This window comes from Streptomyces sp. NBC_00536 (assembly GCF_036346295.1).
In the GTDB taxonomy this organism is placed as follows: domain Bacteria; phylum Actinomycetota; class Actinomycetes; order Streptomycetales; family Streptomycetaceae; genus Streptomyces.
In genome coordinates this window covers 6,990,172-7,015,669 of record NZ_CP107819.1, presented here as the reverse complement: position 1 = coordinate 7,015,669, position 25,498 = coordinate 6,990,172, and the positions used below count along the sequence as shown (strand labels likewise).

The following is a 25,498-nucleotide window of genomic DNA, read 5'->3' as shown; positions in this document are numbered from 1 at the left end:
CCTTCAGGATCGGAGGGTGGGTGGACGACCACCCGGTCGGCCATCGCCGGCTTGATCGAAGGGGTTCTCATGACCGTCCCGTCCATTCCGGTAGGCAAGGTCGTACTGGTCACCGGTGCGAGCAGTGGGATCGGTGAGGCGACGGCCCGGCGGCTGGCAGCGTCGGGGCACCGGGTGATGCTCGGCGCCCGTCGCACGGACCGTATCGCCGCCCTCGCCGAGGACATCCGCGGCAGCGGTGGGGAGGCCGACCACCAGGAACTGGACGTGACCAGCCTGGACAGCATGCGGGCCTTCGTCGGCGCCGCGCAGGACCGGTACGGCCGCATCGACGTCCTGGTCAACAACGCGGGCGTGATGCCGCTCTCCCCGCTGGATGCGCTCAAGGTCGACGAGTGGAACCGCATGATCGACGTGAACGTGCGCGGCGTGCTGCACGGCATCGCCGCCGTGCTCCCCGTCATGCGCGCACAGGGCTCCGGCCACATCGTGAACATCGCCTCCGTCTCGGGGCACCGCGTCGACCCGACCGCCGCCGTCTACAGCGCGACCAAGTTCACGGTCCGGGCCCTGTCCGAGGGGCTGCGGCAGGAGAGCCGCGACCTGCGGGTGACCGTGATCAGCCCCGGGCTGACCAGGAGCGAGCTGGCCGAGGGCATCACCGACACGGCGGTGCGCGAGGCCACCAGGGACATGCTGAAGATCGCGATGCCCGCTGACGCCATCGGCGCGGCGATCGACTACGCGATCAGCCAGCCCGTCGAGGTCGACGTCAGCGAGATCATCGTACGACCCACCGCCCAGGGCTGAGCCGACTGAGCCGACTGAGCCGACGGACCACAGAGACACGTCGTACGGAGACACGCCATGGTGACGAAACAGCAAGTCGAAGCGTGGGTCGAGGGGTACGTGCGGGCCTGGACCTCCAACAGCCGCAAGGACATCGCAGCCCTCTTCACCCCGGAAGCCGAGTATCACGAGTGGCCGTACGAGACGGACTGGATCGGCCGCGAGGCGATCGTCGAGGGGTGGCGCGGCCGGGCCGGGTGGCAGGAAGGGGGCTGGGAATTCGAGTGGTCCCTCCTCACGATCAACGGGGACACCGCGGCCATCGAGGGCACCGGGCGCTACACGGAGCTGGGGACCTTCGCCAACCTGTGGACCGTCACCTTCGACAGCCACGGGAAGTGCACGGTCTTCCGCATGTGGAACAACGAGGTCTGACGCCCATCGCGCCCCAGGTGCCGACTGCCACGCCACGCCACACCAAACGGAAACGTTCGTTTGCGTTACACCTCCCCCAGTGCTAGCTTCACAGTGAAACGAAAACGCTCGTTTCTCTTTGATGCGGCGGGTCTCCTGCGGATTTCGCGGGGAATCCCGCACGACGAGGAGGCGTCATGCCTGCGTCGCCCATCACCACTCCCACCCCCCTCCCACCGCACACGGACGTTCTGATCGTCGGCGCCGGTCCCGTAGGGCTGACCCTGGCCGCGAGCCTGCGGCAGCTGGGCGTGGACCACGTTCTCATCGACCGCGACACCGGCGTGCAGACCGGCAGCAGAGCGGCAGCGCTCCAGCCCCGCGCCCTCGAATACCTGGACCGGATCGGCGTCGCCGAACACCTCGTCGCGGCCGGCGAGCGCGGGCGCGGGTTCCGCGTCCACGACCGGGTGCACACTCTGCTGCACGCCTCCTACGGCGGTCTGGACACGCCCTACCCTTACGTCCTGCTCGCCTCCCAGCAGACGACGGAGGAGCACCTGCTCCGACGCCTGGGGAAGCTGGGCGGCCGCGTACACCGCGGTCACAGGTTCCTCGGTTTCACGCCCGACTTTCCCGGGATCACCGCCGTGATCGCCGATCCGGAAGGCTCGTTGCGATCGGTCTCCGCCCGCTACCTGGTCGGCTGCGACGGTCTGCACAGCGCCGTGCGGACAGCTGCCGCGATCGGGTTTCCCGGAGAGGCGCCGGAGCAGTTGTTCGCCCTGGCCGACGTCCGCCTGGACACCGGTGCGAGCGGCCTCGGGGAGGACGACACCACCTTCTTCCTCTCCTCCGCCGGGATGCTGCTCCTCTCTCCGCTCGCCGACGGGCAGCACCGCATCGTGACTCCCGCCGCGCCGGGGTCGGCCGCACCCCGCGCCGTGGACATCGAGCGGCTGATCTCCGAACGCGGGCCGACGGAAGCCCAGATCCGGGTGACTGCGGTGATGAACGCCTCCACGTACCGCGTCCAGGAGCGGGTCGCCGAGCGGTTCCGGGCCGGTCCGGTCTTCCTCGCCGGGGACGCCGCGCACACCCACAGCCCGGCCGGCGGCCAGGGCATGAACACCGGCATCCAGGACGCCGGGAACCTGGCCTGGAAGCTGCACGCCGTCCTCACCGGCGCGGCCCCCGCCGAGCTGCTGGACAGCTATCACGGCGAGCGGCACCCGGTCGCAGCCGAACTGGTCGCCTTCACCAGCCAGTTCGCCAAGATCGCCACCCTTCGGGACCCGGCCGCCGGGCAGCGCCGCAACGACCTCCTCGCCGCAGCCGCGGCCACATCGGGGATCGTCGACTGGGTCGCCGCCAAACTCGCCCAGCTCGACATCAGTTACGCGCGGGAACCCGACCGCGAGGAACCCGACTCCCCGCGCGTGGGAGACCGGATCTCGCCCCTGACCGTCCCGCAGGCGGACCTTCGCTGGACGCTGGCCCTGCCCGGCCGGAGCGAACCGAAGGACGGGCGGCCGTGGGACACCGTCCTGTCCGCGTGGGACACCGTCCTGTCCGTGTGCCACGTACCGGGACTACGAACTCCCCTGCTGGTGCGCGCCGACGGCTACCTCGCCGCGCACGGAGTACCGGCCGAACCGGCCCAGGTTCTCAGCCGGCTGGCTCAGCACCTGCCCCTGCCCGTTCCGTCCACCCGATGATCCGGCTGTTCAAAGGAGACAAGGACATGTCGACTTCTGCTTCCGCCCCCACTCTCATCCGCAACGTCGCCGTCTTCGACGGCACCAAGCTCCACGCACCCCAGGACGTCCTCATCGACGGTCCCGTGATCGTCGCCGTCGGCCCCGCCCTCGGTACACCGGCCGGGGCCACCGTGGTCGACGGCACCGGCCGCACCCTGCTGCCCGGACTGATCGACGCCCACACCCACACGACCGACACCGAACAGCTGCGGCGGGCACTGCTCTTCGGGATCACCACCGAGCTCGACATGGGCGGTACGCCCTCGGTCGCCCGCGCGGTGCGGGAGGCCGCACGCGAGCGCGACGACCTGGCCGACCTGCGCATCGCGACCACCGGAGCCACCGCACCCGGCGGCCACCCGAGCCAGTTGGTCGAGCTCGGCCTGATGGCCCCCTTCCCCACGGTCACCGGTCCCGAGGACGCCGACGCCTTCGTCGCGGCACGGATCGCCGACGGGGCGGACCATCTCAAGATCTTCATCGAGGACGGCACCGCGATCGGGACACCGATGCCCCTCATGTCCCCCGAGACGATCCGCGCGCTGGTCCGGGCCGCACACGAGCGCGGACTGCGCACCGCCGCCCACACCCTCACCCGCCGCTCGGCCCGCCTCGCGATCGACTGCGGCGTCGACGGGCTCGCCCACGCCCCCGCCGACGGGCCCTCCGACGACGCCCTCGTGGAAGACGCCGCGGCCCGGGGTGTGTTCGTGATCCCCACCCTGGCCTCGCTGACCGGCATGACCGACAGCCCGGCCGAGTACGCCCTCATCGACGACCCGCGCCTGCGGCCCTACGCCGACCCGCAGTGGCTCAAGGAGATCGAGCGCATGCGGACCGAAGGCCTGGGCGATGGCGAGGTGCGGGTGGGGCCGGTCTCGGTCGACGCCCGGTACGCGGCCGACGTCGCGCTGCGGATGTTCCGGGCCGGAGTCCCGCTGCTGGCCGGGACCGACGGCACGGGCGGCGCGGGCCACCCCACCACGCACGGCATCAGCTATCACGGCGAGCTGGCCCTCCTCGTCGCGGCCGGGCTCACCCCGGCCCAGGCCCTGACGGCCGCAACCGCCGCCCCCGCCGACGCCTTCGGCCTCCACGACCGCGGGCGCGTCGCCGCCGGGCTCCGCGCCGACCTCCTGCTGGTCGAGGGCAACCCCCTGGCCGACATCACCGCGGTACGGGACATCGCCGCCCTGTGGCGGCGCGGCGTCCCCGTCAACCGCAAGGCCGCGCTCCTCACAGACGGGCTGGTCTGACCATGAGCACCCTGACGACCACATCGAAGGCCCCGGCACACCAGGGCCTCCACCACCTCAAGCTGTGCGTCAGCGACCTGGAGCGCAGCGCCCGCTGGTACGGCGCTGTGCTGGGCGCCGGCCGGGTAAGGGAACTGGACCACCGCCGCCCCGACGGCACCCTGTTCTCCGTCGTCCTCGACGTCCCCCACCTGCCCTGCCGACTGGAGCTGCGCCTGGACCCGGCGACAGCCCGGGCCCTGGACGGGAACGAACTCCTCACCCTGGCCGTCGAGGACCGCGCCGCCGTGGACGAATGGATCGCGCACCTGGACGGCCTGGGGGTCCGCCACTCACCACCGGTCGTCGCGATGGTGGGCTGGGTACTGGTCGTACCCGATCCGGACGGACTGCGCCTGCTGCTCTACACGACCGAGCCCCACGGGCTCGACCGGTCGCGCATCGAGTACGACTCCCCCTGGCTGAGCACCGGACCCACCGACGGTGCGGCCACGGAACGGCCGGGCCCCTGCCCCTGAGTCGGGCCCACGTGCCGGTGGGGCTCCCCGTTCGGGGGAGCCCCACCGGCACGTCAGCTGTTCCAGGAGGCCGTGCCGAGGGAGGACAGGCCCGCGATGAGGTGCTCGGCGGACACGGGTGCCACCAGGTGTCGGCCGACGAGGAGCCCCGGCATGAGGGTCATCAGCACCGTCGCGATCCCCCGGGAATCGGCATTCGCCGCGACCTGGCCCTCCTCGCACCACCGCCGGGCCAGCTCCTCCAGCTGACCGTGCACGCCGAGGTAGAAGGCCCGGGTGCGTTCTTCCAGGCCCGGCCTGCGCAGGGCCTCCCCCCACGACTGGATGGCGATCCGCGTGAGGTCGTACTCCGACCGGGCGTCCCGGTCCCGCACCTCACCCACCATCGCCGCGACCACCTGCGCCGGTGACGCGGTGGGACGCCGGGCCAGCAGACCGTCGAACAGGCCCCGCACGAGGGTCATGGCCTCGTCCGCGGCAGCGTCGATGAGGTCGTCCTTGCTGCGGAAGTACCGGTAGACGGCGCTGGAGGACATGCCGGTCGCGGCGATCACGTCGTCCATGGACGTGGCGTGGAAACCGTTGGCGGAGAAGCAGGTCCAGGCACTGGTGAGGATGTGACGGCGCCGCTCTTCCCGGCGCTCGTCCGTCAGGCGAGGCATCCCCCCACACTAAACGAGAACGATGGTTTCCGTTCTAGACGTGCGAGGGAGCAAGCCCGCGTTGGATCGGCCACCTGGGCGGCCCCGCTTCTGCGGATCTACGGGGCACACAGTTCGCCCAGTTCGTTGACGTCCCGCTGGATGGCCTGGGTGCCCGGGCTGCCCCAGGGGTGGTTGTTGAGGAAGCGCCGGGCGGCGGCGCGCACGGCCTGCCAGTCGTTGGCGTTCGTCGGGGCACCGGCGTTGTTCAGGTCCTCCTTGGTCCGGGCCACCACCTCGCGGCAGGTGGCCAGGGGTGCCGCACCGGCCGGAGCGGAAGCTCCGAACAGCACGGTGACACCGAGGGTGGCGGCCATCACGGCGGCCGAGGCGACCGGCTTGAAGGACTTCATCGGTTTACTGCCTCCTGTGGGTACGGATCGCGGGGGGCAGGGGATTGCTCCGCCCCGCGGGCGGTTGCGGATGTGGATCAGGGGCGCATCGCATACGTCCCGGCGATCGCCTGGACGTCCTGCCACAGGTTGTGGGTCAGTTCGGCGTCGTAGGCGGGGGTACGCAGGCAGGCGAGCGCTTGTTCGCGCTGTTGGTCCGTGGTGGCGGGCTTGCCGTGGAGCTCGGCGAGCGGACCGGCGAAGTCCCTGATGAGCAGCTGATCTCGGCGACGTAGAGGTGGTCGTTGGCGACGTTGCGGACGGCCGTGTGGTTCGGGTGCCGGCTGTCGGCCAGGAAGAACACGTAACTGTCCGGGCCTTCGACGTCGGTGCGGCGCCCGAAGGCGGTGACGATGCCGGCCACGTTCACGTTGCCGATGTAGTACTTCGAGCCGCTCGCGCGGAACCCGCCGTCGGCCGTGGGGGTGAGGACGAGGTCCGTCGGTTAGATGTCGGCTCCGTGGCTCTTCTCCGACAGTGCGAAGGCGGCCGAGTGGCCCTGCCTGAGGAGTTCGACCGTACGGCGGCGGCGGGCGGTCGCGTTGCCGCTCTGCCAGACGGGGGCCAGGCCCAGCATGGTGACGTGCCAGGTGTACCAGCCGTTGATGCCGTAGAAGGCGAGGACCTCGTTGAAGGCGGTGTTGCGGGCGGTGTCCCAGCGCCCGCTGCCTCCGTCGGCGGCCGAGGGGATCAGGCAGTGCGCGAAGATGCCCCGCTCTCCGGCGAAGGCGAGGAACTCGGCGAACCACGACGCGTAGCTCTCGACCAGCCGCTTCTTACCTCGCCCTTCGAACCAGTCGGTCACGGCCCTCAGCAGCCGTCGGGTCTCCGGGTCGAACTCGGCGGGATCGTAGGACAGCGGGTTGAAAATCACCGGCTGGAGCATGTGGGACCACCTGTTTCGTTGCGCGGCCGGGAGTCCCCCAGCCTGGACTCTCGCGCACCCTTTGCGGACGTTGGAGGATTCACGCCTGCTGTCCCTCCTGCCTACCGTGGTGAGGCAGGACATCGAGCAACACCTCGGGGATTCACAGGCAGGAGCAGGACGATGCGCAAGCAACTGATCGCGGCCACGATGACCGCACTGTTCGTGACCGGCGGGCTGGCGGCGGCACCCGGCAGCTTCGCCGCGCCGTCGGCGGCACCGGCCGCCACGCACACCGTGGCGACCGCCCGGACCTCCCACTCCGCGTCCCACGACACCCTCGTGCCGCTCATCTGCTCCCGGGCCTGTCACTGACCCCGCTCTCACGATGACGGCTTCGCCCGGCCCTGCCCGGACACCTCCCGAGGAGGGCCGCCGCCGTGCGGTGAGGGGCCGCCGCTCGGCGGCGACGGCCTTACCCCGTCCGGGTGGAACGCGGCGTGACCCCGGGATCCGCCCATGAGCACGACCTCCTGGCACTGAGGACCGGCCGTACGGCCGCCGACGGCGCCGATCCCGGAAACGGTCCGCCCGGGGAAGCGCCATGCGACTCATCGTGACGGGTGATCAGCACCATGTGAATGCTTGCCCGTCCGCGCGACTTGCGCGAGAGTCTTCGCCCATGCCCGCACCGCTCTCCGCATCCCTCCCCACGCCTGCCACCTGGGGAGATCCCATCACCGAGACCCTCGAACTCACCGGCGCGCGCTGCGCCTTGTCCCGCGGACTCATCGCCGCCGGGGACTGGGCGCTGGCCTTTCCGGCGCCGGGTCGACTCAAGATCCAGGCCGTGATGCACGGTGTCGTCTGGCTGGTGATAGAGGGCGTCGAGCACCCCGTCCGCCTGGAGGCCGGCGACATCGCCGTCTTCGCCGGAGACCGCCGGTACACCCTGGCGAGTGACCCGGCCGTGCCGCCGATCGACGCGCTGCCCGTGCTCCGGGCGACCACCGAGACCTTCTTCCACGCCGGAGACGAAGGGAGGGACGCGGTCACGATCGGCGGCCACATCGACCTCAACACCACCGGCAAGGACCTGCTGCTGAGCGCCCTTCCGCCGCTGATGCACGTCAGCGCCACCACGGCCGAGGCGCCCGCGGCCTGCTGGCTCATGGACCAGACGCTCCACGAAATGCGGTCGGATGCCCCCGGGGCCGCCTTCGCGGCGGAGCACCTCGCGCAGCTGCTCTTCGTACAGGTCCTGCGCGTCTTCCTGACCAACGCGAACGCCGATGCCTACCCGGTGGGCTGGCTGCGCGCCCTCGCCGACGAACGCGTCGCCCCCGCCCTGCGCCTCATGCACGGAGACCCGGCCCGCGCCTGGACCCTCACCGAACTCGCCCGCGCCGCGGCCATGTCCCGCACCAGCTTCGCCCAGCGCTTCAAGGAGGTCGCGGGCGTCCCGCCCCTCACCTACCTGTGCACCTGGCGGATGCGCCTGGCCCAGCACGCCCTGCGCCGGGAGGACACCCCCGTGGCAGCCATCGCCGCCACCCTGGGCTACGGCTCCGAGAGCGCCTTCAGCAACGCCTTCAAACGCACCACCGGAGTGGCCCCACGCCGATACCGGGAAGCCGCTCGGGCGAGCTGAGCCGACCGCTGCGCCTGCGCTGCCCGCAGCACTGGCCGCCCGCCCCTGTGACCCCTACCCGGTTTGGTGGCAGGGGTCGCGGGGCGGCCAGGAGACCCCGCGCAGCGCGGCGACCGCCTGGAGCGTCCCGTCCGTACGGCCGGCCGGCATACCCCGGGGCGTGCGAACGCTCCAGAGGGTGTCCGCGCACGGTTCCGCCTGACCCAAGGGAAGCGGATGAGTGATGTCCGTGACGTCCTGGATGACGACCTCGTCGTCGGATCGGGCCGCACTGTAGCTGCGGCCCATGCATGTGAAGACCGTGGGCCTCGAAGTGACATCGGCGAGCCCCAGGGGAGATACCCCCTGCTTGCCCCCGCTACCGGACATTGGACCGCGCATGACGCCTCCGTTACAGCGCGCGACCGATCAAAAGCTCATGGTAGCCACGAGGAGGCAGCGGTCCTGCGGCCCAACTAGTTCGCCCGTACGCGATACCTGCGCGAGAGTCCAGAACGGGCCGTGCCGGACTCTCGCGCAGGAAGCCCGGACGGTTGCGCATTCCGTCCCGATAGCGGGCAAACCTAGCCTGGCTCTCCGAGGGCGTCGGAAGCCTGCCAACGGGCCGCCGGAGTGCCCGCTCGCCCCGCAACCGCCTCGCCGGCGCCTCCGAACCGCTGCGGGAACGCGCAACCCCAAGGACGAGAACGTGACTACGGACGCCCCCGCATACCTGCCGCCCCGCACGGTCGCCACCGCTCCCGGGTGCCTGCCCCTGGTGGGGCACTCGCTTGCGCTGCTGCGCGACCCGATCGGCGTACTGCAGTCGATCCGCCCCCTGGGCGACCTGGTGGAGATCCGGCTCGGCACCCTGTCCGTGTACGCCGTGAACTCGCCCACGCTCCTGCGGGAGATGCTCGTGACCGACGCGGCCTCTTACGAGAAGGGCCGCTACTTCCAGAAGTCCCGCCCCTTCCTCGGCAACGGACTGCCCAACTCCGAGGGCGACTTCCACCGCCGCCAGCGCCGCCTGATGATCCCCGCCTTCCACCGCGAGAAGCTCAACTCCTACACCGGCGTCATGCGCCTGAGCGCCACCACGTACTCCGAAGCCTGGACACCCGACAGCACGATCGACGTCGCCTCCGAGATGTACGCGATCGGCAGCGAGGCCGTGGCCAAGGCCCTCTTCGGCAGCGCCCTGGGCAACGAGGAGGTCCGCCTCATCCGGCGCTGGCTGCCCACCTACGTCCACGCGCTGATGCGCCGCGTCGTCTCGCCCGTCGACTGGCTCGACCGCCTCCCCACCCCCGGAAACCGCCGCTTCCGGGAATCGGGCACCCAGTTGCGCAAGGTGGTCGACCGGCTGATTCGTGAGCGCCTCGACGACGGAGAACCCCGCGCGGACCTCCTCGGCATGCTGATGGCCGCCCGCGACGCCGACACGGGCGAGCCGATGAGCCCGGACCAGCTCCACGACGAGGTCATGACCGTCATGGCCGCCGGGATCGAGACTGCCTCCACCAGCCTCACCTGGCTCTTCCACGAAGTCGGCTCCCGCCCCGACATCGAGCGCAGGCTCCACGCCGAACTCGACGAGGTCCTCGGATCGAGGCCCGTCACCTTCGAGGACCTGCCGAAGCTCGTCTTCACCCAGAACCTGGTCCGGGAGACGCTCCGGCTGCGCAGTCCCGCCTGGATCCTGATGCGTCAGCCCGCCCGACCCGGCGTCGTCCTCGGCGGAGTGGAGATCCCCGCGGGGACCGAGCTGCTGTTCAGCCCGCTCACCATCCACCGCGACCCCGGCCTCTACCCGAACCCCATGGACTTCGACCCGGACCGGTGGCTGACCGCCGACCCGCGCGGCTGGGCCTTCCTGCCGTTCGGAGCCGGTCCGCGCAAGTGCATCGGCGACCACTTCGCCCTCACGGAGATGGCCACGGTCGTCGCCACCGTCGCCGCTCGCTGGCGGCTGGTCCCGCTGTCCGAGGAGCCGCCCCGCGAGGTGCCCGGCGCCGTACTGGTCCCGAGCCTGCTCCAGATGTCCCCGCAGCCCCGCGCCGCGCAGACCCGCAGCGGCGGCACGCGGAGCGACGCCGGCCTGCACCTCCCGCTCCCCGCACGGATCAGCCCCGACGCCGCACGCGCGGCCGCCGAACACCTGCAGTGGCCGCAGTCCTTCGGCCTGCTCCCCACCGACGAGTCCGCCGAGCGCCACGCCCGCGGCCACTACGCCGAACTCGCGGCCCGCTTCCACCCGGCCGCGACCGGCCCGGACCTGGTCCTGGGCGTCGACCAGATGAGCTGGTTCTTCTGCTTCGACGACGCCTTCGACGGCCCGGCCGGCGAAGACCCCGAACAGGCCCGCACGGTGGTCGACGCGGTCGCCGCCGCCCTGAAGCAGCACCCCGCCCCCGACGCGCCACCGCTCGCCCGCGCCTTCCACGACCTGTGGCTGCGCAGCCGCGAGGGCATGTCACCGTCCTGGCGCGAGCGGGCCGCCGCCCACTGGCGGTCGTACCTCTACGGGCACGTCCAGGAAGCCGCCAACCGGCAATCCGGAACCCCGCTGACCGTCGACGAGTACCTGCGGCTGCGCCGCGACACCATCGGCGTACAGCCGACGCTCGACCTCGCCGAACGGATCGGCCACTACGAACTCCCCGCCGACCTCTTCGCCTCGGACACCGTGACCGCTCTGCGCACCCTGGCCGCCGAGATCGACTCCCTCCACAACGACCTCTACTCGCTGGCCAAGGAAGACGCGGGTTCGGACCCGCACAACCTCCTGCTGATCCTCCGGCGCGCGAACGGGGCCGATCAGGACGACGCCTGCGCCAGCGTGCTCGGCATGCTCCACGCACGCATCACCCGCTTCCGCGATCTCGAAGGCGAACTGCGCACCCTCGATGGCACGGAGCAGCTCGGCTCCCACGACCGCACTGCCCTGGACCGCTACCTCCGCGACGCCCTGCACACGGTCATGCGCGGCCCCTACGACTGGGCCCCGCGATCAGGGCGCTACAGCACCGGCCCGCAGTGACCGGATCTCTTCGGCCGATGCGCCCCGATCGCCCGGTCGCATCCAGGAACCGGCGCGCACCGCGTCGGCCTTGAGCCGTACGCCGAGCGGCCCCGGCTCGACACCGGGGCCACGCAGGCGGCAGGACGGTTCGGGGCCGCCCCTCCAACCGCCACAAGCGCAAGAACCCCAGCGACTGGACCCCCAACGGCTACTTCCCCGACACCAACCCAGGCGCCTGATCCACCCCACCCCCAGACTCCGTCTGACCAGCACAAACACATCTGGCCCCCTGCGAACCGCAGGGGGCCAGATCACGTTCACGCACAACAACAGAGCCGGTCAAAGCGACTTTACGTCGCTTTGACCGGCTCCATTTGGTCGGTTGACCCTTGTGTCCGAGGGGGGACTTGAACCCCCACGCCCGATAAAGGGCACTAGCACCTCAAGCTAGCGCGTCTGCCATTCCGCCACCCGGACCAGGTGGTCGGCCCCGGTTTCCCGCGGCGACAAGGACAACAATAGCAAAGGTTCGGAGTGCTCCTCACCCGCATAAACCGTGGTCAGCAGCCCGCCAGGGCGCTCCGGCATCGAGCCGCTCCCGGTCGGTCCGCCGGGCGTACGGCGTGTTGCCGTCCACGTACGCGGAGTGGAGGCCGCGGCGTGCGGTGGCCCGTTCCGGCCCTCACGTCGTACGCCCCCGGCGGCTCCCCTGAGGCAGGGGTCCGTCGGGGGCGTGCGTACGCGGTGACACCGGGCGGGGTCAGGGGCAGCGGATGACCTGGCCCGCATAGGAGAGGTTGCCGCCGAAGCCGAAGAGCAGGACGGGCGCGCCCGAGGGGATCTCGCCGCGCTCGACCAGCTTGGACAGGGCCATCGGGATGCTGCCGGCCGAGGTGTTGCCGGAGTCGACGACATCGCGCGCGACGACCGCGTTGACGGCGCCGATCTTGGCGGCCAGCGGTTCGATGATGCGCAGGTTCGCCTGGTGCAGGACGACTCCGGCGAGGTCCTCCGGGGTGATTCCGGCGCGCTCGCACGCCTTGCGCGCGAGCGGCGGCAGCTGGGTGGTGGCCCAGCGGTAGACGGACTGGCCCTCCTGGGCGAAGACCGGCGGGCTGCCCTCGATGCGGACGGCGTGGCCCATCTCCGGGACGGAGCCCCACAGGACGGGCCCGATGCCGGGCTCCTCGCAAGCCTCGACGACCGCGGCGCCCGCGCCGTCGCCGGTCAGCACGCAGGTGGTGCGGTCGGTCCAGTCGGTGATCTCGGTCATCTTGTCGGCGCCGATGACCAGCGCGCGGGTCGCCGAGCCCGCGCGGATGGCGTGGTCGGCGGTGGCCAGGGCGTGCGTGAAGCCCGAGCAGACGACATTGATGTCCATGAGGGCGGGGTGGCCGCCCATGCCGAGCTTGGCGGCGACGCGGGCCGCCATGTTGGGCGAGCGGTCGATCGCGGTCGAGGTGGCGACGAGCACGAGGTCGATGTCGTCGGGGGTCAGTCCCGCGCTCGCCAGGGCCTTGCCCGCGGCCTGGTAGGCCAGCTCGTCCACGGGCTCGTCGGGACCCGCCATGTGGCGGGTCTTGATGCCCACCCGGGAGCGGATCCACTCGTCGTTCGTGTCGACCATGGCCGAGAGGTCCTCGTTGGTGATCACTTTCGCGGGCTGGTAGTGCCCCAGAGCCACCACGCGTGAACCGGTCATGGGCAGGATCCCCCTCGTACGGCAGTCAGGATCACCCAGCTTTGCCTGCTACTGACCGGTACGGGGGCACGTGACCCGACAGGATTCGTGCGGTGGAATTTGGAGATTCCGGAGGATCTTCCTGCGGAGCACCTGTATGGAGCGATACGGGAGAATGAACCTGACAGGCCCGGTGCGGGCCTGCGGGGGCCGTGGACCGGCAAGAACGAGAGAACGGGTGGGCTGATCGCCATGGGACGGGTCACCGAGCGCCGCCGCGTCGTCCGGATCCGGGACGGGGTGGCCGGGACGCGTCCGGACACGCTGGTCGCCGAGGAGCCTCTGGAGATCCGGCTGAACGGGAAACCGCTGGCCATCACCATGCGCACCCCGGGAGACGACTTCGCGCTGGCGGCCGGGTTCCTGGTGAGCGAGGGGGTACTGGCGCACGCCTCGGACGTCCGCGCGGTCACCTATTGCGAGGGCCAGGCCGAAGACGGCGCCAACACCTACAACATCGTGAACGTGCAGCTCACGGCCGGGGTTCCGGTCCCGGACATCACGCTGGAGCGGAACGTCTACACGACCTCCTCCTGCGGCCTCTGCGGGAAGGCCAGTCTGGACGCCGTACGGACGGCGAGCCGGTTCCCCGGGATCGGCGCCGACCCCGTGCGGATGACGGCCGATCTGCTCGGGGAGCTGCCGGACCGGCTGCGCGCCGCGCAGAAGGTGTTCGACCGCACCGGCGGGCTGCACGCGGCCGGGCTGTTCACAGCGGCGGGCGAGCTGGTCGACGTACGGGAGGACGTGGGCCGGCACAACGCGGTGGACAAGATCATCGGGCGGGCGCTGCGCGAGGGTCGGCTGCCGCTGGCGGGGGCGGTGCTGCTGGTGTCGGGGCGGGCCTCGTTCGAACTGGCCCAGAAGGCCGTGATGGCGGGGATCCCGGTACTGGCCGCCGTCTCCGCGCCGTCCTCACTGGCCGTGGACCTCGCGCTGGAGACGGGACTCACCCTCGTCGGCTTCCTGCGCGGCCGGAACATGAACATCTACGCGGGCGAGGAGCGGATCCTGCTCCCGGAGCCGAAGCCGCAAGAGGAGCAGGAACCGGGGGCTTAGGGGGTGTCTGGCGGATCTCCGCGGCGTCGCGACGCCCGGCACGCGCTCTCGCCGCACCAGCCGAAAGCCCGAGTACGTCCAGTACGCGGGCTTCCGGCCGGCACACCGAGAGCACGCACCGGACGCCGCTCCTTCCCCACGGAGATCCACCAGACACCCCCTAGCGCCGGCGGCCGCGGCTGGTCTTCTTCGGGGCCGGGGGTTCGATGCGGTGCAGGTCGAGGGCGTCCGGCGGGAGGGCGACGCCGGGGCCGCCGGCCAGGGCCCAGCCGACGATGTCATCGGTCGCGGTGTCGTCCATGACCCAGCCGAACCAGGCGGCGCGGGCGCCCTTGCGGCGGGCGCCGGTCGCGGGCTGGACGACGATCACATTGGCCTGGGCGCAGGGGCCGAGGCAGTCGACGGTACGGACGGCCAGCCGCCCACCGGACTCCTCGGCGGCCGCGCGGAGCCGGGCCAGCTGACCGGCGTGGTCGGTACCGGGGTTCTTGCGCGGGTCGCCGCAGCAGCAGCCTCGGCACACCACCAGGGTGCAGGGGCGTTCGGCTTGGGCGGAGTGGGGGCGTATCCAGGTCACCGACGCACGTTACCGGGCCCCGGGTGCGGGGTGTTGGGCCGCCCGCGAGACCTCCGCCACATGCCCGGAGGGGAGTTCGGGCTCGGGGTCGGCGGCCCGGCGGCGGGCGAGCACCGCACAGACCATCAGCTGCATCTGGTGGAACAGCATGAGCGGGAGCACGGCGAGGCTCGCCTGCGCCCCGAACAGCACGCTGGCCATGGGGAGTCCGGCCGCGAGGCTCTTTTTCGACCCGGCGAACTGGATGGCGATCCGGTCCGCCCGGCCGAAGCCGAGGCGCCCGGCGCCGTACCAGGTGACGAGCAGCATCACGGTGAGCAGCACCCCCTCGACCGCCACGAGCGCGCCCAGGCGCGCCGCGCTGACCTGGTGCCAGATCCCGGCGGCCATGCCCGCGCTGAAGGCGGCGTAGACGACGAGCAGGATCGAGCCGCGGTCGACGTAACCCAGGACCGCCCGGTTGCGGGTGAGGAAGCCACCGACCCAGCGGCGCAGCAACTGGCCGAGGAGGAACGGCAGCAGCAGCTGCAGGACGATCTTCAGCAGGGAGTCGAGGGAGAACCCGCCCGCGTCGCCGCCGAGCAGCCCGGCGGCGAGGAGCGGGGTCAGGAAGATTCCGGCGAGGCTGGAGAAGGATCCGGCGCAGATGGCGGCGGGCACGTTGCCGCGGGCGATGGAGGTGAAGGCGATCGAGGACTGGATGGTGGAGGGGACCAGGCAGAGGAAGAGCAGGCCGCTGTAGAGCGGGGGCGTGAGGAGGGTGGGGACCAGGGCCCGCGCGGCCAGGCCGAGGAGCGGGAAGAGGACGAAGGTGGCGGCCAGGACGGTGAGGTGGAGCCGCCAGTGGCGCAGGCCGTCGAGGGCCTCGCGGGTGGAGAGCCGGGCTCCGTAGAGGAAGAAGAGGAGGGCGACGGCGGTGGTGGAGGCGCCGTCGGCGACGGTCGCGGCCGAGCCCCTCGCGGGGAGCAGGGCGGCGAGGGCGACGGTGGCGAGCAGGGCCATGACGTACGGGTCGAGCGGCAGCCAGGCGGGGAGCGGGTGCCTCCGCGGGAGGGCGGGCTTCTGCGGGCCAGCGGGCTTCTGCGGGCTGCGGCGCATGGCGGTACTCGCTTACTGGCTCGGCCACACGGTCACTCGGTCACGTGCGGGCGGGGCGGGGGCGGGGCGGCGCCGGGTCGTGGCGCCGCTCCCCTCATCGTCAGGGGCACCGCAGTCATCGGGAAACACGCACACCGCTCTGACTGTCATCACGTACCGCGATGTCCGCGTCGGCGCTAGCGTGTCCGTCATGACGGCCATGTACGACCCCGTGCAGTTGCGTACGTTTCTCACGGTCGCCCAGACCCTGAGCTTCACGCAGGCCGCGGGGCGGCTCGGCGTACGGCAGTCCACCGTGAGCCAGCACGTGCGGCGGCTGGAGGAGGCGACCGGGCGGCCGCTGTTCCTGCGGGACACGCACCGGGTGGAGCTGACCGAGGACGGCGAGGCGATGCTCGGCTTCGCGCGGACGATCCTGGAGGCGCACGAGCGGGCGGCGGCCTTCTTCGGCGGGACCCGGCTGCGCGGGCGGCTGCGGTTCGGGGCCTCGGAGGACTTCGTGCTGACCCGGCTGCCGGAGATCCTGGAGGGTTTCCGGCACCAGCATCCCGAGGTGGATCTGGAGCTGTCGGTGGAGCTGTCCGGGATCCTGCACGAGCGGCTGGACGCGGGGCGCCTCGATCTGGTGCTGGCCAAGCGGCGCGGGCCGGGGGACGAGCGGGGGCGGCTCGTCTGGCGGGACCGGATGGTGTGGATCGGGGCGGCGGGGCTGCGGGTGGACCCGGACCGGCCCGTTCCGTTGATCGTGTACCCGCCGCCGGGGATCACCCGGGCCCGGGCGCTGGAGGTCCTGGAGCGGGACGGGCGGGCCTGGCGGATCGCGTGTACGAGCGGCAGCCTGAGCGGGCTGATCGCGGCGGCCCGGGCGGGGCTCGGGGTGATGGCCCACACCCGCGGCCTGATCCCGCCCGGGCTGGCCCCGGTCCCGGAGCGGGCCGGGCTGCCGGATCTGGGCCGGGTGGAGTTCGCGCTGCTCCAGGGGCGCCGCCCGACCCCGGCCGCGGACGCGCTGGCCACCGCGATCCTCACCGGCCCGGCCCGCCTCACCCGGCCCGGCTGACCCGCCCCTCCCCCGCCGGGCGGGCCTGGGTCGCCTCCGCCCCGGCGGGCCCGGGTCGCCTCCGCCCCGGCCGCGGGCGTGCGCGCTCCGCGCAGGTCTCGTGGAGATTCGCCGCAGGTCTCCCCCGAGGGGCCGTTCGGGCCTCGATGCTCCGCGCTGACCAGTGATGATGTCGGCGGAACTGATCTTCCGGCCCCTCTCCCGCCGGGACCCGTGGTGGAGTACCGTCACCGGCGCTGTACGGAGCGGAGTCGTGCCGAGAGGAGCCGGCTGTGCGCGAGATGACCGTCCCACCCGTCGTGACGGCCGCGCCCGTCGGGGGACTGGCCGATGCCGTCTTCCAGTACGCCCGCCAGGACCCGGACCGGGTGGTGCTGGGCCGCAAGACCGACGGGGTCTGGCAGGACGTCACCTCGGCGCAGCTGTGCGCCGAGGTGCTCGCACTGGCGCAGGGCCTGCTGGCGCAGGGGATCCGGTTCGGTGACCGGGTCGGCATCATGGCGCGCACCCGGTACGAGTGGACCCTGTTCGACTTCGCCCTGTGGGCGATCGGCGCGCAGCCGGTGCCCGTCTATCCCACGGCCGCCGCCGACCAGGTGTACTGGATCCTCTTCGACTCCGGCTGCACGGCCGTGGTGGTCGAGGACGAGAACCAGGCGATGACCGTCGGTTCGGTGATCGAGGGGCTGCCGCGCCTGGGCCGGCTGTGGCAGCTGGACGCGGGCGCCCTGGAGGAGCTGGTCGCGGACGGGCGGGGCGTGTCGCCGGACGTCGTGCACCGCCACCGGAGCGCGGTGACCCCCGACGCGGTGGCCACGGTCATCTACACCTCGGGCACCACCGGCCGCCCCAAGGGGTGCGTGCTGACGCACGGCAATTTCATGTACGAGGCGGACACGCTGGTGACCCGGTGGGAGTCGGTGTTCCAGGCAAAGCCGGGCGAGCAGCCCTCCACCCTGCTCTTCCTGCCGCTCGCCCATGTCTTCGGGCGGATGGTCGAGGTGGCGGCGGTCCGGGCGCGGGTCAAGCTCGGGCACCAGCCGGTCCTCGCGGCGGCCGAGCTGATGCCCGATCTGGCGGCCTTCCGCCCGACCTTCGTACTGGGCGTTCCGCACGTCTTCGAGAAGGTGTTCGCGGCGGCCCGGCGCAAGGCGGAGGCGGAGGGGCGTACGGGCCCCTTCGACCGGGCGGTGGAGACGGCCGTGCGCTACGCCGAGGCGCGCGAGCAGAAGGCGTTCGGTACGGGTCCGGGCCCGTCGGCGGCGCTGCGGATGGAGCACCAGCTCTTCGACAAGCTGGTGTACGGGAAGGTGCGGGAGGCGCTGGGGGGCAGGATCCGGTACGCGATGTCGGGCGGTTCGGCGATGTCCCGGCGGCTGGGGCTGTTCTTCGACGGCGCGGGGGTCACCGTGTTCGAGGGGTACGGGCTGACCGAGTCCTGCGCGGCGGCGACCGCGAATCCGCCGGGGGCGACGAAGTACGGGACGGTGGGCCGCCCGATCCCCGGCACCTCGGTGCACATCGCGGACGACGGCGAGGTGTGGCTGAGCGGGGCGCACGTCTTCTCGGGCTACCTGGGCGATCCGTCCGCGAGCGGGGCGGTGCTGCGCGGCGGCTGGCTGGCGACCGGGGACCTGGGCCGGCTCGACGCGGACGGCTACCTCACGATCACCGGGCGGAAGAAGGAGATCCTGGTGACCTCGAACGGGAAGTCGGTGTCGCCGACCGCGCTGGAGGAGCGGGTGCGGTCGCATCCGCTGGTGTCGCAGTGCGTGCTGGTGGGCAACGACCGTCCGTACATCGCCGCGTTGCTGACGCTGGACATGGAAGGGGTCGCGCACTGGCTGGCGATGCGCGGGCGTCCGCAGCTGGCCGCGGTGGAGCTGGTGCGGGACGAGGAGCTGACGGCGGAGGTGCGGCGGGCGGTGGTCACCGCCAACACCCGGGTCTCGCAGGCCGAGTCGATCCGTACCTTCCGGGTGCTGGCCGACCAGTTCACCGAGGACCGGGGGCTGCTGACGCCCTCGCTCAAGCTCAAGCGGCGGGCCATCGAGGCGGCGTACGAGCAGGAGGTGGCGGCCCTCTACCAGCGATGACGGCGGTCATGCGGGTGCCTCTCAAGCGGACCTGACGGTTCGTCACTTTACTTGTCATTGATATTGACGACTCGTCAGGTGACGCACAGAATGCGGGGATTCCGACCGGAGGGGACTCCATTCATGCTGCGTCCGATCCGCACCCTCGCCGCCGCCGCGGCGGCCCTCGCGCTCGTCTCCGCCTGCAACTCCGCCGCCAAGAGCACCTCTTCACCCTCCGGTACGAGCGCGGGCACGGGCGCCGGGGCCACCCGCGGGGTGAGCGGCACCTCGGTCAAGGTCGGCGGCATCGTGTCGATGACCAGCGCCAGCGGTTACAGCAAGAAGGACACCGACCTCGGGGCCAAGGCCCGTTACCTGCGCGCCAACGCGGAGGGCGGGGTCAACGGCCGGAAGATCGACTACACGGGCGCGGAGGACGACGGCCAGGACCCCGCCAAGAACCTGGCGGCCGCCCGCAAACTGGTCCAGCAGGACAAGGTCTTCGCGGTGTCCCCGATGAGTTCGGTGACCTTCTCCGGCGCCGACTTCCTGGAGCAGCAGCAGGTGCCCACCTTCGGCTGGGGCACCACCCCCGCCTTCTGCGGGCCGAAGTTCATCTACGGGTTCAATGGCTGCCTGGTCCCCACCCCCGGCGGCACGCTCAACCAGACCTGGCCCGAGGGCATCGCCCAGGTCCTGGGCGGGGCGAAGGGCAAATCCGTCGCCGTCATCGCCAATGACAGCGACGCGGGCAAGTTCGGCGTGCGGACCTTCTCCCAGGGTTTCGCGAGCGCCGGGTTCACCGTCTCCTACGCCAAGGCGAGCGTGCCGGGCACGGCCGTGCCGAGCGACTGGTCGGCGTACGTGAAGGACCTCCTGTCCTCCAACGGCGGCAAGGCACCCGACGCCGTCGTCTCCGTGATGCAGACCCCGAACAACATCGGCCTGTTCACCGCCCTCAAGCGCGCCGGGTACCAGGGGCTGCTGTCCGACCCGACCGACTACGACCCGGGGCTGCTCGCCAAGGACGCGACGAAGCAGGCCCTGGACGGGGTGTACGTGCTGCTCCAGTTCGAGCCCTTCGAGTCGGCCGACGCGAAGATGGCTCAGTTCAAGGCCGACATCAAGGCCGCGTCGGGCGGCAGGGAAGTCCCGCTGAACATGCACATGTTGACCGGCTACATGTCGGCGGACCTCTTCGTGGCGATCGCGAAGAAGGCGGGCCGGGACCTGACCGTGGACTCCTTCCAGGCCGCCGCGCAGAGCTTCTCCGACACCGGGACCCTGGTCGGCGACCGGGCGGAGCCGCTGGGGCAGAAGAACAGCTTCGGCTGCGGGGCGCTCGTACAGCTCAAGAACGGGGCGTACGAGGTCTCCGTACCGTTCGCGTGCCACGCGCCGATCCCCTTCAAGTAGGGGCAGCGGCATGGTCGATCTGCTCGTCTTCGTGCTGAGCGGTCTGGTCTCCGGCGCCCTGTACGCGCTGCTGGCCACTGGGCTGGTGCTGTCGTACTCGGCCTCCGGCCTCTTCAACTTCGCGCACGGGGCCACCGCCTACCTGTGCGCGCTCACCTTCTACGAACTGCACTCGGGCCTCGGCTGGCCCGCCGTCCCGGCGGCCCTGCTCGTCGTCCTCGTGCTCGCCCCCGGCCTCGGCCGGGGGCTGGACCGGCTGATGTTCCGGCGCCTCGCCCGGGTCGGCGAGAGCGCGCAGATCGTCGCCACCATCGGACTGCTCGTCGCGCTGCCCGCCGCCGGGCTGTGGGTGGTGGGCCTGCTCGCGGACGCGGGCGCCCCGGTGCTGCCCGCGGAGAACCAGTTCGGGCTGCCCGGGGTGGGACCGAGCCCGGCGAAGTCCTGGGAACCCCTCGACGGGGTCGGCATCGACTCCGACCAGCTGATCACCTGGGTGGCGACGGCCGTGGTGGCGGTGGCCCTGTGGGTGCTGATGCGCCACACCCGGCTCGGGCTGCGGCTGCGGGCGTCCGTCGACAACCGCTCGCTCACCGAACTGCGCGGGATCAGCGCCGACCGGCTCTCCTCGGTCGCCTGGATGATCGCCTCCGGTCTGGCCGGGCTCGCGGGTGTACTGGCCACACCGCTGCTCGGGCTGTCCGCGCACGACTTCACCCTGTTCCTCTTCGTGTCCGCGACGGCGGCGGTCATCGGGCGGTTCGTCTCGGTGCCGCTCGCCTTCGCGGGCGGGCTGGGCCTCGGCGTCCTGCAGAACCTGGTCGCCGGGTACGCCACCTTCACGGAGCGGATCACCGGGTTCCGTACCGCCGTACCGTTCCTGATCCTCTTCGCCGGGCTGCTGGTGCTGACCCGGCGGGCCCGGACCGCCGGAACCGCCGCCTCCGGCGCGCCGCCGCCCGACCATCTCGCGGGCGCCCCGTGGCGGCGGCGCTGGGGGCCGTGGGCGGCGGGCGCCCTGCTGCTGTGCGTGGCGCTGTACACCGTGACCACGCCGTTCTGGAGCGGGCTGATCGCCCAAGGCCTCGCGATCGCGCTGGTGTTCATGTCCTTCACCGTGCTCACCGGCCTCGGCTCGATGGTCTCCCTCGCCCAGGCCACCTTCGTCACCGGCGCGGCGCTGGTGGCCGGACTGCTGATGAGCCACGGCTGGCCCTTCGTCGCCGCCCTCGCGGTCGGCACCTGCGCGGCCGCCGTCCTCGGCGCGCTGGTCGCGCTGCCCGCCCTGCGGCTCGGCGGGCGCTCCCTGGCCCTGGCCACCCTCGCGCTGGCGTTCCTGGCGGACCAGGTCCTCTTCCAGCTGCCGTGGCTGCGCAACGGGGACTCCGGCTGGTCCGTGCCACGGCCCGTGTTCGGGCCGGTGGACCTCTCCGACGACCGGGCGATGGGCGTGGCCCTGATGGTGCTGGTGGCACTGGTGGCGGCCGGGCTGAGCGCGCTGCGCCACTCGCCGTCGGGGCGGGCGATGCTCGCCGTACGGTCCGCCCCCGCCGCGGCCATGGCCTCGGGGGTGTCCGTCCTGCGCACGAAACTGCTGCTGTGCACGCTGTCGGCGGGGCTGGCCGGATTCGGCGGCGTGCTCTACGCCTCGTACAACACCCGGATCACGGCGACCGACTTCACCGCGCTGACCGGGCTGGTGTGGCTGGCCGTCGTGGTGGCGGCGGGGGTGCGCAGACCGCAGTACGCGGTGGTCGCCGGACTCGTCTTCGCGGTGGCGCCGCGGGTGCTCGCGGACTACGTGACGGCCTCGGCGTACCTGCCGGTGATCCTCTTCGGGCTGGCGGGCGTGGCATTGGCCAACGATCCGGACGGCTACTGCGCGGCGCTCCCGGGACGCCTCGCGCGGCGGCGGGCCGCCGCCCGGGCCGTCCTTCCCGATCCCCCGGAACCGGAGCCCGGGAAACCGGAACCGCAGCCCGCACCGCGCACGCCCCCCGCGCGCGCCGCGCTCGAACTGCGCGGGGTGCGCGCCGGGTACGACGGGGGGAGCGTGCTGCACGGGCTGGACCTCACCGTCCGGCACGGGGAGATCCTGGCCGTCCTCGGGCCCAACGGCGCCGGGAAGAGCACCGCCTGCAAGGTGGCCGCCGGGCTGCTCGGCGCCGCGGGCGGGGCCGTGTACGTCGACGGGCGGGACGCGACCCGGGACGGGCCCGTACGCCGTGCCCGGGCCGGAGTGCTGCTCGCGCCGGAGGGACGCGGGATCTTCCCCTCGCTCACCATCGAGGAGAACCTCGCCCTGTACCTCCCCGACACCCGCGCCCGGGAGGCCGTGTACGCGCGCTTCCCCCGGCTCCGCGAGCGCCGCGGCCTGGCCGCCGGTTCCCTCTCCGGCGGGGAGCAGCAGCTGCTCGCCCTCGCTCCGCTGCTCCAGCGCCCGCCGCGGGTGCTGATCGCGGACGAGCCCTCGCTCGGGCTCGCGCCCCGGGTGGTGCAAGAGGTGTACGCGCTGCTCGCCGAACTGCGCGACGCGGGGACCGCGCTGCTGCTGGTGGAGGAGAAGGCCGCCGAGATCCTGGGCGTCGCCGACACCGTCGCCTACCTGTCCCAGGGCCGGGTCTCCTGGTGCGGACCGCGCGCCGAGGTGGAGGCGGACCGGCTCACCGAGGCTTACCTGGGAATGGGGATCGGCACATGACGCGCACCACGGCGGGGACCACGGCCGCGAGCACGGCGCCGGACGGGGGCCCGTACGTCCTGGAGGCCCGCGGGGTCTGCGTCCGGTTCGGCGGGGTCCGGGCGCTCACCGGGGTGTCGCTCGGCATCCGGGCGGGCGAGGTGTGCGGGCTGATCGGGCCGAACGGGGCGGGAAAGACCACCCTGTTCGACGTCCTGTCCGGCATCCGGCGGCCGGACGAGGGCCGGCTGCTGCTCGACGGGGCGGACATCACCCGCCGCTCCCCCGTGTGGCGGGCTCGGCACGGGATGCGCCGCACCTTCCAGCGCCAGCAGCTGTTCGGGCAGCTCAGCGTCACCGACAACCTGCTCGTCGCCCAGGAGTGGCGGGGCGGGGGCGGCGGACTCGCTGCCGACCTCACCGGCTGGCCGGCCCGGCGGCGCCACGAGCGCGAACGGCGGGCCCGGGCCCGGCGGGTGCTGGACGACTGCGGGCTCGGGGCGCTGGGAACGGCGTACGCGGGCGGCCTGCCCATGGGCCGGGCCCGGATGGTGGAACTGGCCCGGGCCGTCGCCGATCCGCCCCGCGTACTGCTGCTGGACGAGCCCGCCTCGGGGATGTCCGCGCCGGAACGGGAGCAGCTGGCCGCGGTGGTGCGGCGGCTCGCCGCCGAGGAGGGCTGCGCGGTACTCCTGGTCGAGCACAACGTGGCCTTCGTGATGGAGCTGTGCACCCGGGTGGTGGTGCTCGACCTCGGAACGGTACTGGCCGAGGGCACGGCGGCGCAGGTGCGGGCGGACCCGCTGGTCCGGGAGGCGTACCTGGGGAGCGCGTGAGGGTGACGGGGCGGGGCGGGGCGCGCGTGGCGGGAATAGAGCGTCGGGACGGCCGGTTGTCGCCGACCGTACGGGCCCGGGGCCGGACCCGGGGTCCGTACGACAGCACCCCGTACGACAGCACCGCACCGCACGCGAACCGCACCGAGTCGAGGGAACGACCAGACGTGAACCAGGTCCCCACCATCAAGCTCAACAACGGCGCCACCATGCCCCAGCTCGGCTACGGCGTCTGGCAGATCCCGGACGCCGAGGCCGAGCAGGCCGTCGGGAGCGCCCTGGAAGCCGGGTACCGCAGCATCGACACCGCCTCGATCTACGGCAACGAGACGGGCACCGGCAAGGCCCTCGCCGCCTCCGGCCTCCCCCGCGAGGAACTGTTCGTCACCACCAAGCTGTGGAACGGCCCGTCCGAGACCTGGGGCCGGGACAACGTCCTGCGCGAGTTCGACTCCTCGCTCGCCAAGCTGGGCCTGGACCACGTCGACCTGTACCTGATCCACTGGCCGCGCCCGATGCGCGAGGACTACCTCGCCATCTGGAAGACCTTCGAGGAGATCGCCGCGAGCGGCCGCGCCAAGGCCGTCGGCGTCTCCAACTTCGGGCAGCCGCAGCTGGAGCGCCTCGCCGCCGAGAGCGCCCTGGTACCGGCCGTCAACCAGGTCGAGCTGCACCCGCTCTTCAACCAGGCCGAACTGCGCGCCGTGCACGCCGACCTCGGGATCGCCACCGAGGCCTGGTCCCCGCTGGGCCAGGGCAAGGACCTGCTGACCCTCCCGGCCGTCGCCGCGGTCGCGGCCAAGCACGGGCGCACCGGCGCCCAGGTGGTGCTGCGCTGGCACCTCCAGCTCGGGAACATCGCGATCCCGAAGTCGGTCACCCCGGCCCGCATCCGCGAGAACCTGGACGTCTTCGGCTTCGAGCTGGACGCCGAGGACCTCGCCGCGCTGAACGCGCTGTCGACGGCGGGCGGGCGGATCGGTCCCGACCCGGTCGGCTTCGACGTCTGATCCGCGCCGCGTGTACCGCATCCGGAACGTCGCCGGCGGGCTGCTGCTGGAGGTCGAGGGCACGTCCCGGGTGCGGGTCGGGCCCGAGGGCCCGGCGCCGCTGCCGGACACCCAGCGGTGGGAGGTCGTGCCCGTGCATCCCGGCGGGGCGGTCTTCCACATCGTCAGCGCCCTGAACGGCAAGCGGCTCGACGTCGCGAACGCCTCCACGGAGAGCGGTGCCCGGGTCCAGCTGTGGCGGGCGAACGCCTTCGGCGCGCAGGAGTGGCTGGTCGAGGAACACCTCGACGCGCCGGGCGTCGTCTCCCTGATCGCCTGCATCAGCGGCCTCCCCCTGGAAGCGACCGAAGACGGCCGCACCCGCCAGGCCGAAGACACCGACTCGCCCGCGCAATGGTGGCACCTGGAGCCGGTGCGCCCTCCCAGCCTCGCCGGCGTTTGAGGCGCCCCCGGAGGGCATCACGGCGCGAGCCGCAAGACAGGCCCCACACCCACCCGACCCGTGCCAGGTCCGGGCGAAGCCCTGGAGGCGGCACGTGCCGGGCGCGGCCGCGGGCGCGTGGCAGGACACGTGTGCGGCTTACGCCTGGGGACCC

21 protein-coding genes, 1 tRNA gene and 1 pseudogene are annotated in these 25,498 nt (G+C 72.3%); 16 read left to right on the top strand and 7 right to left on the bottom strand.

The features are described from left to right. Nucleotides 1–69: 69 nt before the first annotated feature. From OHS33_RS29995 to OHS33_RS29975, 5 genes are all read left to right on the top strand, one after another. Nucleotides 70–810: an SDR family oxidoreductase gene (locus OHS33_RS29995; RefSeq protein ID WP_330333533.1), complete on the top strand. Its 741-nt coding sequence runs from the start codon at nucleotides 70–72 to the stop codon at nucleotides 808–810. A gap of 57 nt (nucleotides 811–867) precedes the next feature. After that, on the top strand, nucleotides 868–1,224 hold the full coding sequence (locus tag OHS33_RS29990) for a nuclear transport factor 2 family protein (protein WP_330333532.1): 357 nt from the start codon (nucleotides 868–870) through the stop codon (nucleotides 1,222–1,224). Between the two features lie 176 nt (nucleotides 1,225–1,400). Further along, nucleotides 1,401–2,921 carry an FAD-dependent monooxygenase gene (locus OHS33_RS29985; RefSeq protein ID WP_330333531.1) on the top strand — a complete coding sequence of 507 codons (1,521 nt, stop codon included), beginning with the start codon at nucleotides 1,401–1,403 and terminating at the stop codon, nucleotides 2,919–2,921. A gap of 26 nt (nucleotides 2,922–2,947) precedes the next feature. Further along, on the top strand, nucleotides 2,948–4,219 hold the full coding sequence (locus OHS33_RS29980) for an amidohydrolase family protein (RefSeq protein ID WP_330333530.1): 1,272 nt from the start codon (nucleotides 2,948–2,950) through the stop codon (nucleotides 4,217–4,219). A gap of 2 nt (nucleotides 4,220–4,221) precedes the next feature. Next, on the top strand, nucleotides 4,222–4,737 hold the full coding sequence (locus OHS33_RS29975; protein WP_330333529.1) for a VOC family protein: 516 nt from the start codon (nucleotides 4,222–4,224) through the stop codon (nucleotides 4,735–4,737). Nucleotides 4,738–4,790: 53 nt separating this feature from the next. Here the strand turns inward: OHS33_RS29975 and OHS33_RS29970 are convergent, their stop codons facing one another. The 3 genes and pseudogenes from OHS33_RS29970 to OHS33_RS29960 form a co-directional block, all read right to left on the bottom strand. Next, a complete protein-coding gene (locus OHS33_RS29970) occupies nucleotides 4,791–5,399 on the bottom strand; it encodes a TetR/AcrR family transcriptional regulator (RefSeq protein ID WP_330333528.1) in 609 nt (202 codons plus the stop codon). 98 nt (nucleotides 5,400–5,497) lie between these two features. After that, the gene (locus OHS33_RS29965) at nucleotides 5,498–5,791 is read right to left on the bottom strand and encodes a hypothetical protein (RefSeq protein ID WP_330333527.1); all 294 of its coding nucleotides are present in this window, start codon (nucleotides 5,789–5,791) and stop codon (nucleotides 5,498–5,500) included. 262 nt (nucleotides 5,792–6,053) lie between these two features. Then, nucleotides 6,054–6,716: pseudogene (locus OHS33_RS29960) on the bottom strand (acyl-CoA dehydrogenase); the annotation flags it as partial. A gap of 162 nt (nucleotides 6,717–6,878) precedes the next feature. Between OHS33_RS29960 and OHS33_RS29955 the strand changes: the two are divergent. From OHS33_RS29955 to OHS33_RS29945, 3 genes are all read left to right on the top strand, one after another. Then, nucleotides 6,879–7,070, top strand: coding sequence for a hypothetical protein (locus tag OHS33_RS29955; RefSeq protein ID WP_330333526.1), 192 nt, complete (start codon nucleotides 6,879–6,881; stop codon nucleotides 7,068–7,070). 307 nt (nucleotides 7,071–7,377) lie between these two features. Further along, nucleotides 7,378–8,346 carry an AraC family transcriptional regulator gene (locus tag OHS33_RS29950; RefSeq protein ID WP_330333525.1) on the top strand — a complete coding sequence of 323 codons (969 nt, stop codon included), beginning with the start codon at nucleotides 7,378–7,380 and terminating at the stop codon, nucleotides 8,344–8,346. Nucleotides 8,347–9,034: 688 nt separating this feature from the next. Next, nucleotides 9,035–11,368, top strand: a complete 2,334-nt coding sequence (locus tag OHS33_RS29945; RefSeq protein WP_330333524.1) for a cytochrome P450 — start codon at nucleotides 9,035–9,037, stop codon at nucleotides 11,366–11,368. Between the two features lie 374 nt (nucleotides 11,369–11,742). Here the strand turns inward: OHS33_RS29945 and OHS33_RS29940 are convergent. Together OHS33_RS29940 and OHS33_RS29935 are read right to left on the bottom strand one after the other, a co-directional pair. Beyond that, a tRNA-Leu gene (locus OHS33_RS29940) sits at nucleotides 11,743–11,827 on the bottom strand. A 283-nt stretch (nucleotides 11,828–12,110) separates the two neighbouring features. Continuing rightward, on the bottom strand, nucleotides 12,111–13,052 hold the full coding sequence (locus OHS33_RS29935; RefSeq protein WP_330333523.1) for a beta-ketoacyl-ACP synthase III: 942 nt from the start codon (nucleotides 13,050–13,052) through the stop codon (nucleotides 12,111–12,113). Between the two features lie 231 nt (nucleotides 13,053–13,283). On the opposite strand from OHS33_RS29935, the gene fdhD reads away from it, so the two are divergent. Beyond that, a complete protein-coding gene (fdhD, locus tag OHS33_RS29930) occupies nucleotides 13,284–14,150 on the top strand; it encodes a formate dehydrogenase accessory sulfurtransferase FdhD (protein WP_330333522.1) in 867 nt (288 codons plus the stop codon). A gap of 160 nt (nucleotides 14,151–14,310) precedes the next feature. Here the strand turns inward: fdhD and OHS33_RS29925 are convergent, their stop codons facing one another. Both OHS33_RS29925 and OHS33_RS29920 read right to left on the bottom strand, forming a co-directional pair. Beyond that, on the bottom strand, nucleotides 14,311–14,727 hold the full coding sequence (locus tag OHS33_RS29925) for a (2Fe-2S) ferredoxin domain-containing protein (RefSeq protein WP_330333521.1): 417 nt from the start codon (nucleotides 14,725–14,727) through the stop codon (nucleotides 14,311–14,313). Nucleotides 14,728–14,736: 9 nt separating this feature from the next. Then, the gene (locus OHS33_RS29920) at nucleotides 14,737–15,825 is read right to left on the bottom strand and encodes a bile acid:sodium symporter family protein (protein WP_330333520.1); all 1,089 of its coding nucleotides are present in this window, start codon (nucleotides 15,823–15,825) and stop codon (nucleotides 14,737–14,739) included. A 199-nt stretch (nucleotides 15,826–16,024) separates the two neighbouring features. Here OHS33_RS29920 and OHS33_RS29915 point away from each other — a divergent pair, with 199 nt between their 5' ends. The 7 genes from OHS33_RS29915 (at nucleotide 16,025) to OHS33_RS29885 (ending at nucleotide 25,344) form a co-directional block, all read left to right on the top strand. Further along, nucleotides 16,025–16,885 (top strand): LysR substrate-binding domain-containing protein, encoded by an 861-nt coding sequence (locus OHS33_RS29915; RefSeq protein WP_330335265.1) that lies wholly within the window; start codon nucleotides 16,025–16,027, stop codon nucleotides 16,883–16,885. Nucleotides 16,886–17,157: 272 nt separating this feature from the next. Further along, a complete protein-coding gene (locus OHS33_RS29910) occupies nucleotides 17,158–18,981 on the top strand; it encodes an AMP-dependent synthetase/ligase (protein ID WP_330333519.1) in 1,824 nt (607 codons plus the stop codon). 123 nt (nucleotides 18,982–19,104) lie between these two features. After that, on the top strand, nucleotides 19,105–20,379 hold the full coding sequence (locus OHS33_RS29905; protein ID WP_330333518.1) for an ABC transporter substrate-binding protein: 1,275 nt from the start codon (nucleotides 19,105–19,107) through the stop codon (nucleotides 20,377–20,379). Nucleotides 20,380–20,389: 10 nt separating this feature from the next. Beyond that, nucleotides 20,390–23,077 (top strand): ABC transporter permease subunit, encoded by a 2,688-nt coding sequence (locus OHS33_RS29900; RefSeq protein WP_330333517.1) that lies wholly within the window; start codon nucleotides 20,390–20,392, stop codon nucleotides 23,075–23,077. Next, nucleotides 23,074–23,892 (top strand): ABC transporter ATP-binding protein, encoded by an 819-nt coding sequence (locus OHS33_RS29895; RefSeq protein WP_330333516.1) that lies wholly within the window; start codon nucleotides 23,074–23,076, stop codon nucleotides 23,890–23,892. Before OHS33_RS29900 ends, OHS33_RS29895 begins: the two co-directional genes overlap by 4 nt. Before the next feature lie 167 nt (nucleotides 23,893–24,059). After that, a complete protein-coding gene (locus tag OHS33_RS29890; protein WP_330335264.1) occupies nucleotides 24,060–24,902 on the top strand; it encodes an aldo/keto reductase in 843 nt (280 codons plus the stop codon). Nucleotides 24,903–24,912: 10 nt separating this feature from the next. Next, nucleotides 24,913–25,344 carry an RICIN domain-containing protein gene (locus OHS33_RS29885; protein WP_330333515.1) on the top strand — a complete coding sequence of 144 codons (432 nt, stop codon included), beginning with the start codon at nucleotides 24,913–24,915 and terminating at the stop codon, nucleotides 25,342–25,344. Nucleotides 25,345–25,498 lie beyond the last annotated feature (154 nt).

Bases quoted from the DNA above. Each gene is read 5' to 3' on its own strand.
- OHS33_RS29995 (WP_330333533.1), top strand. From the start codon at position 70: ATGACCGTCCCGTCCATTCCGGTAGGCAAGGTCGTACTGGTCACCGGT.
- OHS33_RS29990 (WP_330333532.1), top strand. From the start codon at position 868: ATGGTGACGAAACAGCAAGTCGAAGCGTGGGTCGAGGGGTACGTGCGG.
- OHS33_RS29985 (WP_330333531.1), top strand. From the start codon at position 1,401: ATGCCTGCGTCGCCCATCACCACTCCCACCCCCCTCCCACCGCACACG.
- OHS33_RS29980 (WP_330333530.1), top strand. From the start codon at position 2,948: ATGTCGACTTCTGCTTCCGCCCCCACTCTCATCCGCAACGTCGCCGTC.
- OHS33_RS29975 (WP_330333529.1), top strand. From the start codon at position 4,222: ATGAGCACCCTGACGACCACATCGAAGGCCCCGGCACACCAGGGCCTC.
- OHS33_RS29970 (WP_330333528.1), bottom strand. From the start codon at position 5,399: ATGCCTCGCCTGACGGACGAGCGCCGGGAAGAGCGGCGCCGTCACATC.
- OHS33_RS29965 (WP_330333527.1), bottom strand. From the start codon at position 5,791: ATGAAGTCCTTCAAGCCGGTCGCCTCGGCCGCCGTGATGGCCGCCACC.
- OHS33_RS29955 (WP_330333526.1), top strand. From the start codon at position 6,879: ATGCGCAAGCAACTGATCGCGGCCACGATGACCGCACTGTTCGTGACC.
- OHS33_RS29950 (WP_330333525.1), top strand. From the start codon at position 7,378: ATGCCCGCACCGCTCTCCGCATCCCTCCCCACGCCTGCCACCTGGGGA.
- OHS33_RS29935 (WP_330333523.1), bottom strand. From the start codon at position 13,052: ATGACCGGTTCACGCGTGGTGGCTCTGGGGCACTACCAGCCCGCGAAA.
- fdhD (WP_330333522.1), top strand. From the start codon at position 13,284: ATGGGACGGGTCACCGAGCGCCGCCGCGTCGTCCGGATCCGGGACGGG.
- OHS33_RS29920 (WP_330333520.1), bottom strand. From the start codon at position 15,825: ATGCGCCGCAGCCCGCAGAAGCCCGCTGGCCCGCAGAAGCCCGCCCTC.
- OHS33_RS29915 (WP_330335265.1), top strand. From the start codon at position 16,025: ATGTACGACCCCGTGCAGTTGCGTACGTTTCTCACGGTCGCCCAGACC.
- OHS33_RS29905 (WP_330333518.1), top strand. From the start codon at position 19,105: ATGCTGCGTCCGATCCGCACCCTCGCCGCCGCCGCGGCGGCCCTCGCG.
- OHS33_RS29900 (WP_330333517.1), top strand. From the start codon at position 20,390: ATGGTCGATCTGCTCGTCTTCGTGCTGAGCGGTCTGGTCTCCGGCGCC.
- OHS33_RS29895 (WP_330333516.1), top strand. From the start codon at position 23,074: ATGACGCGCACCACGGCGGGGACCACGGCCGCGAGCACGGCGCCGGAC.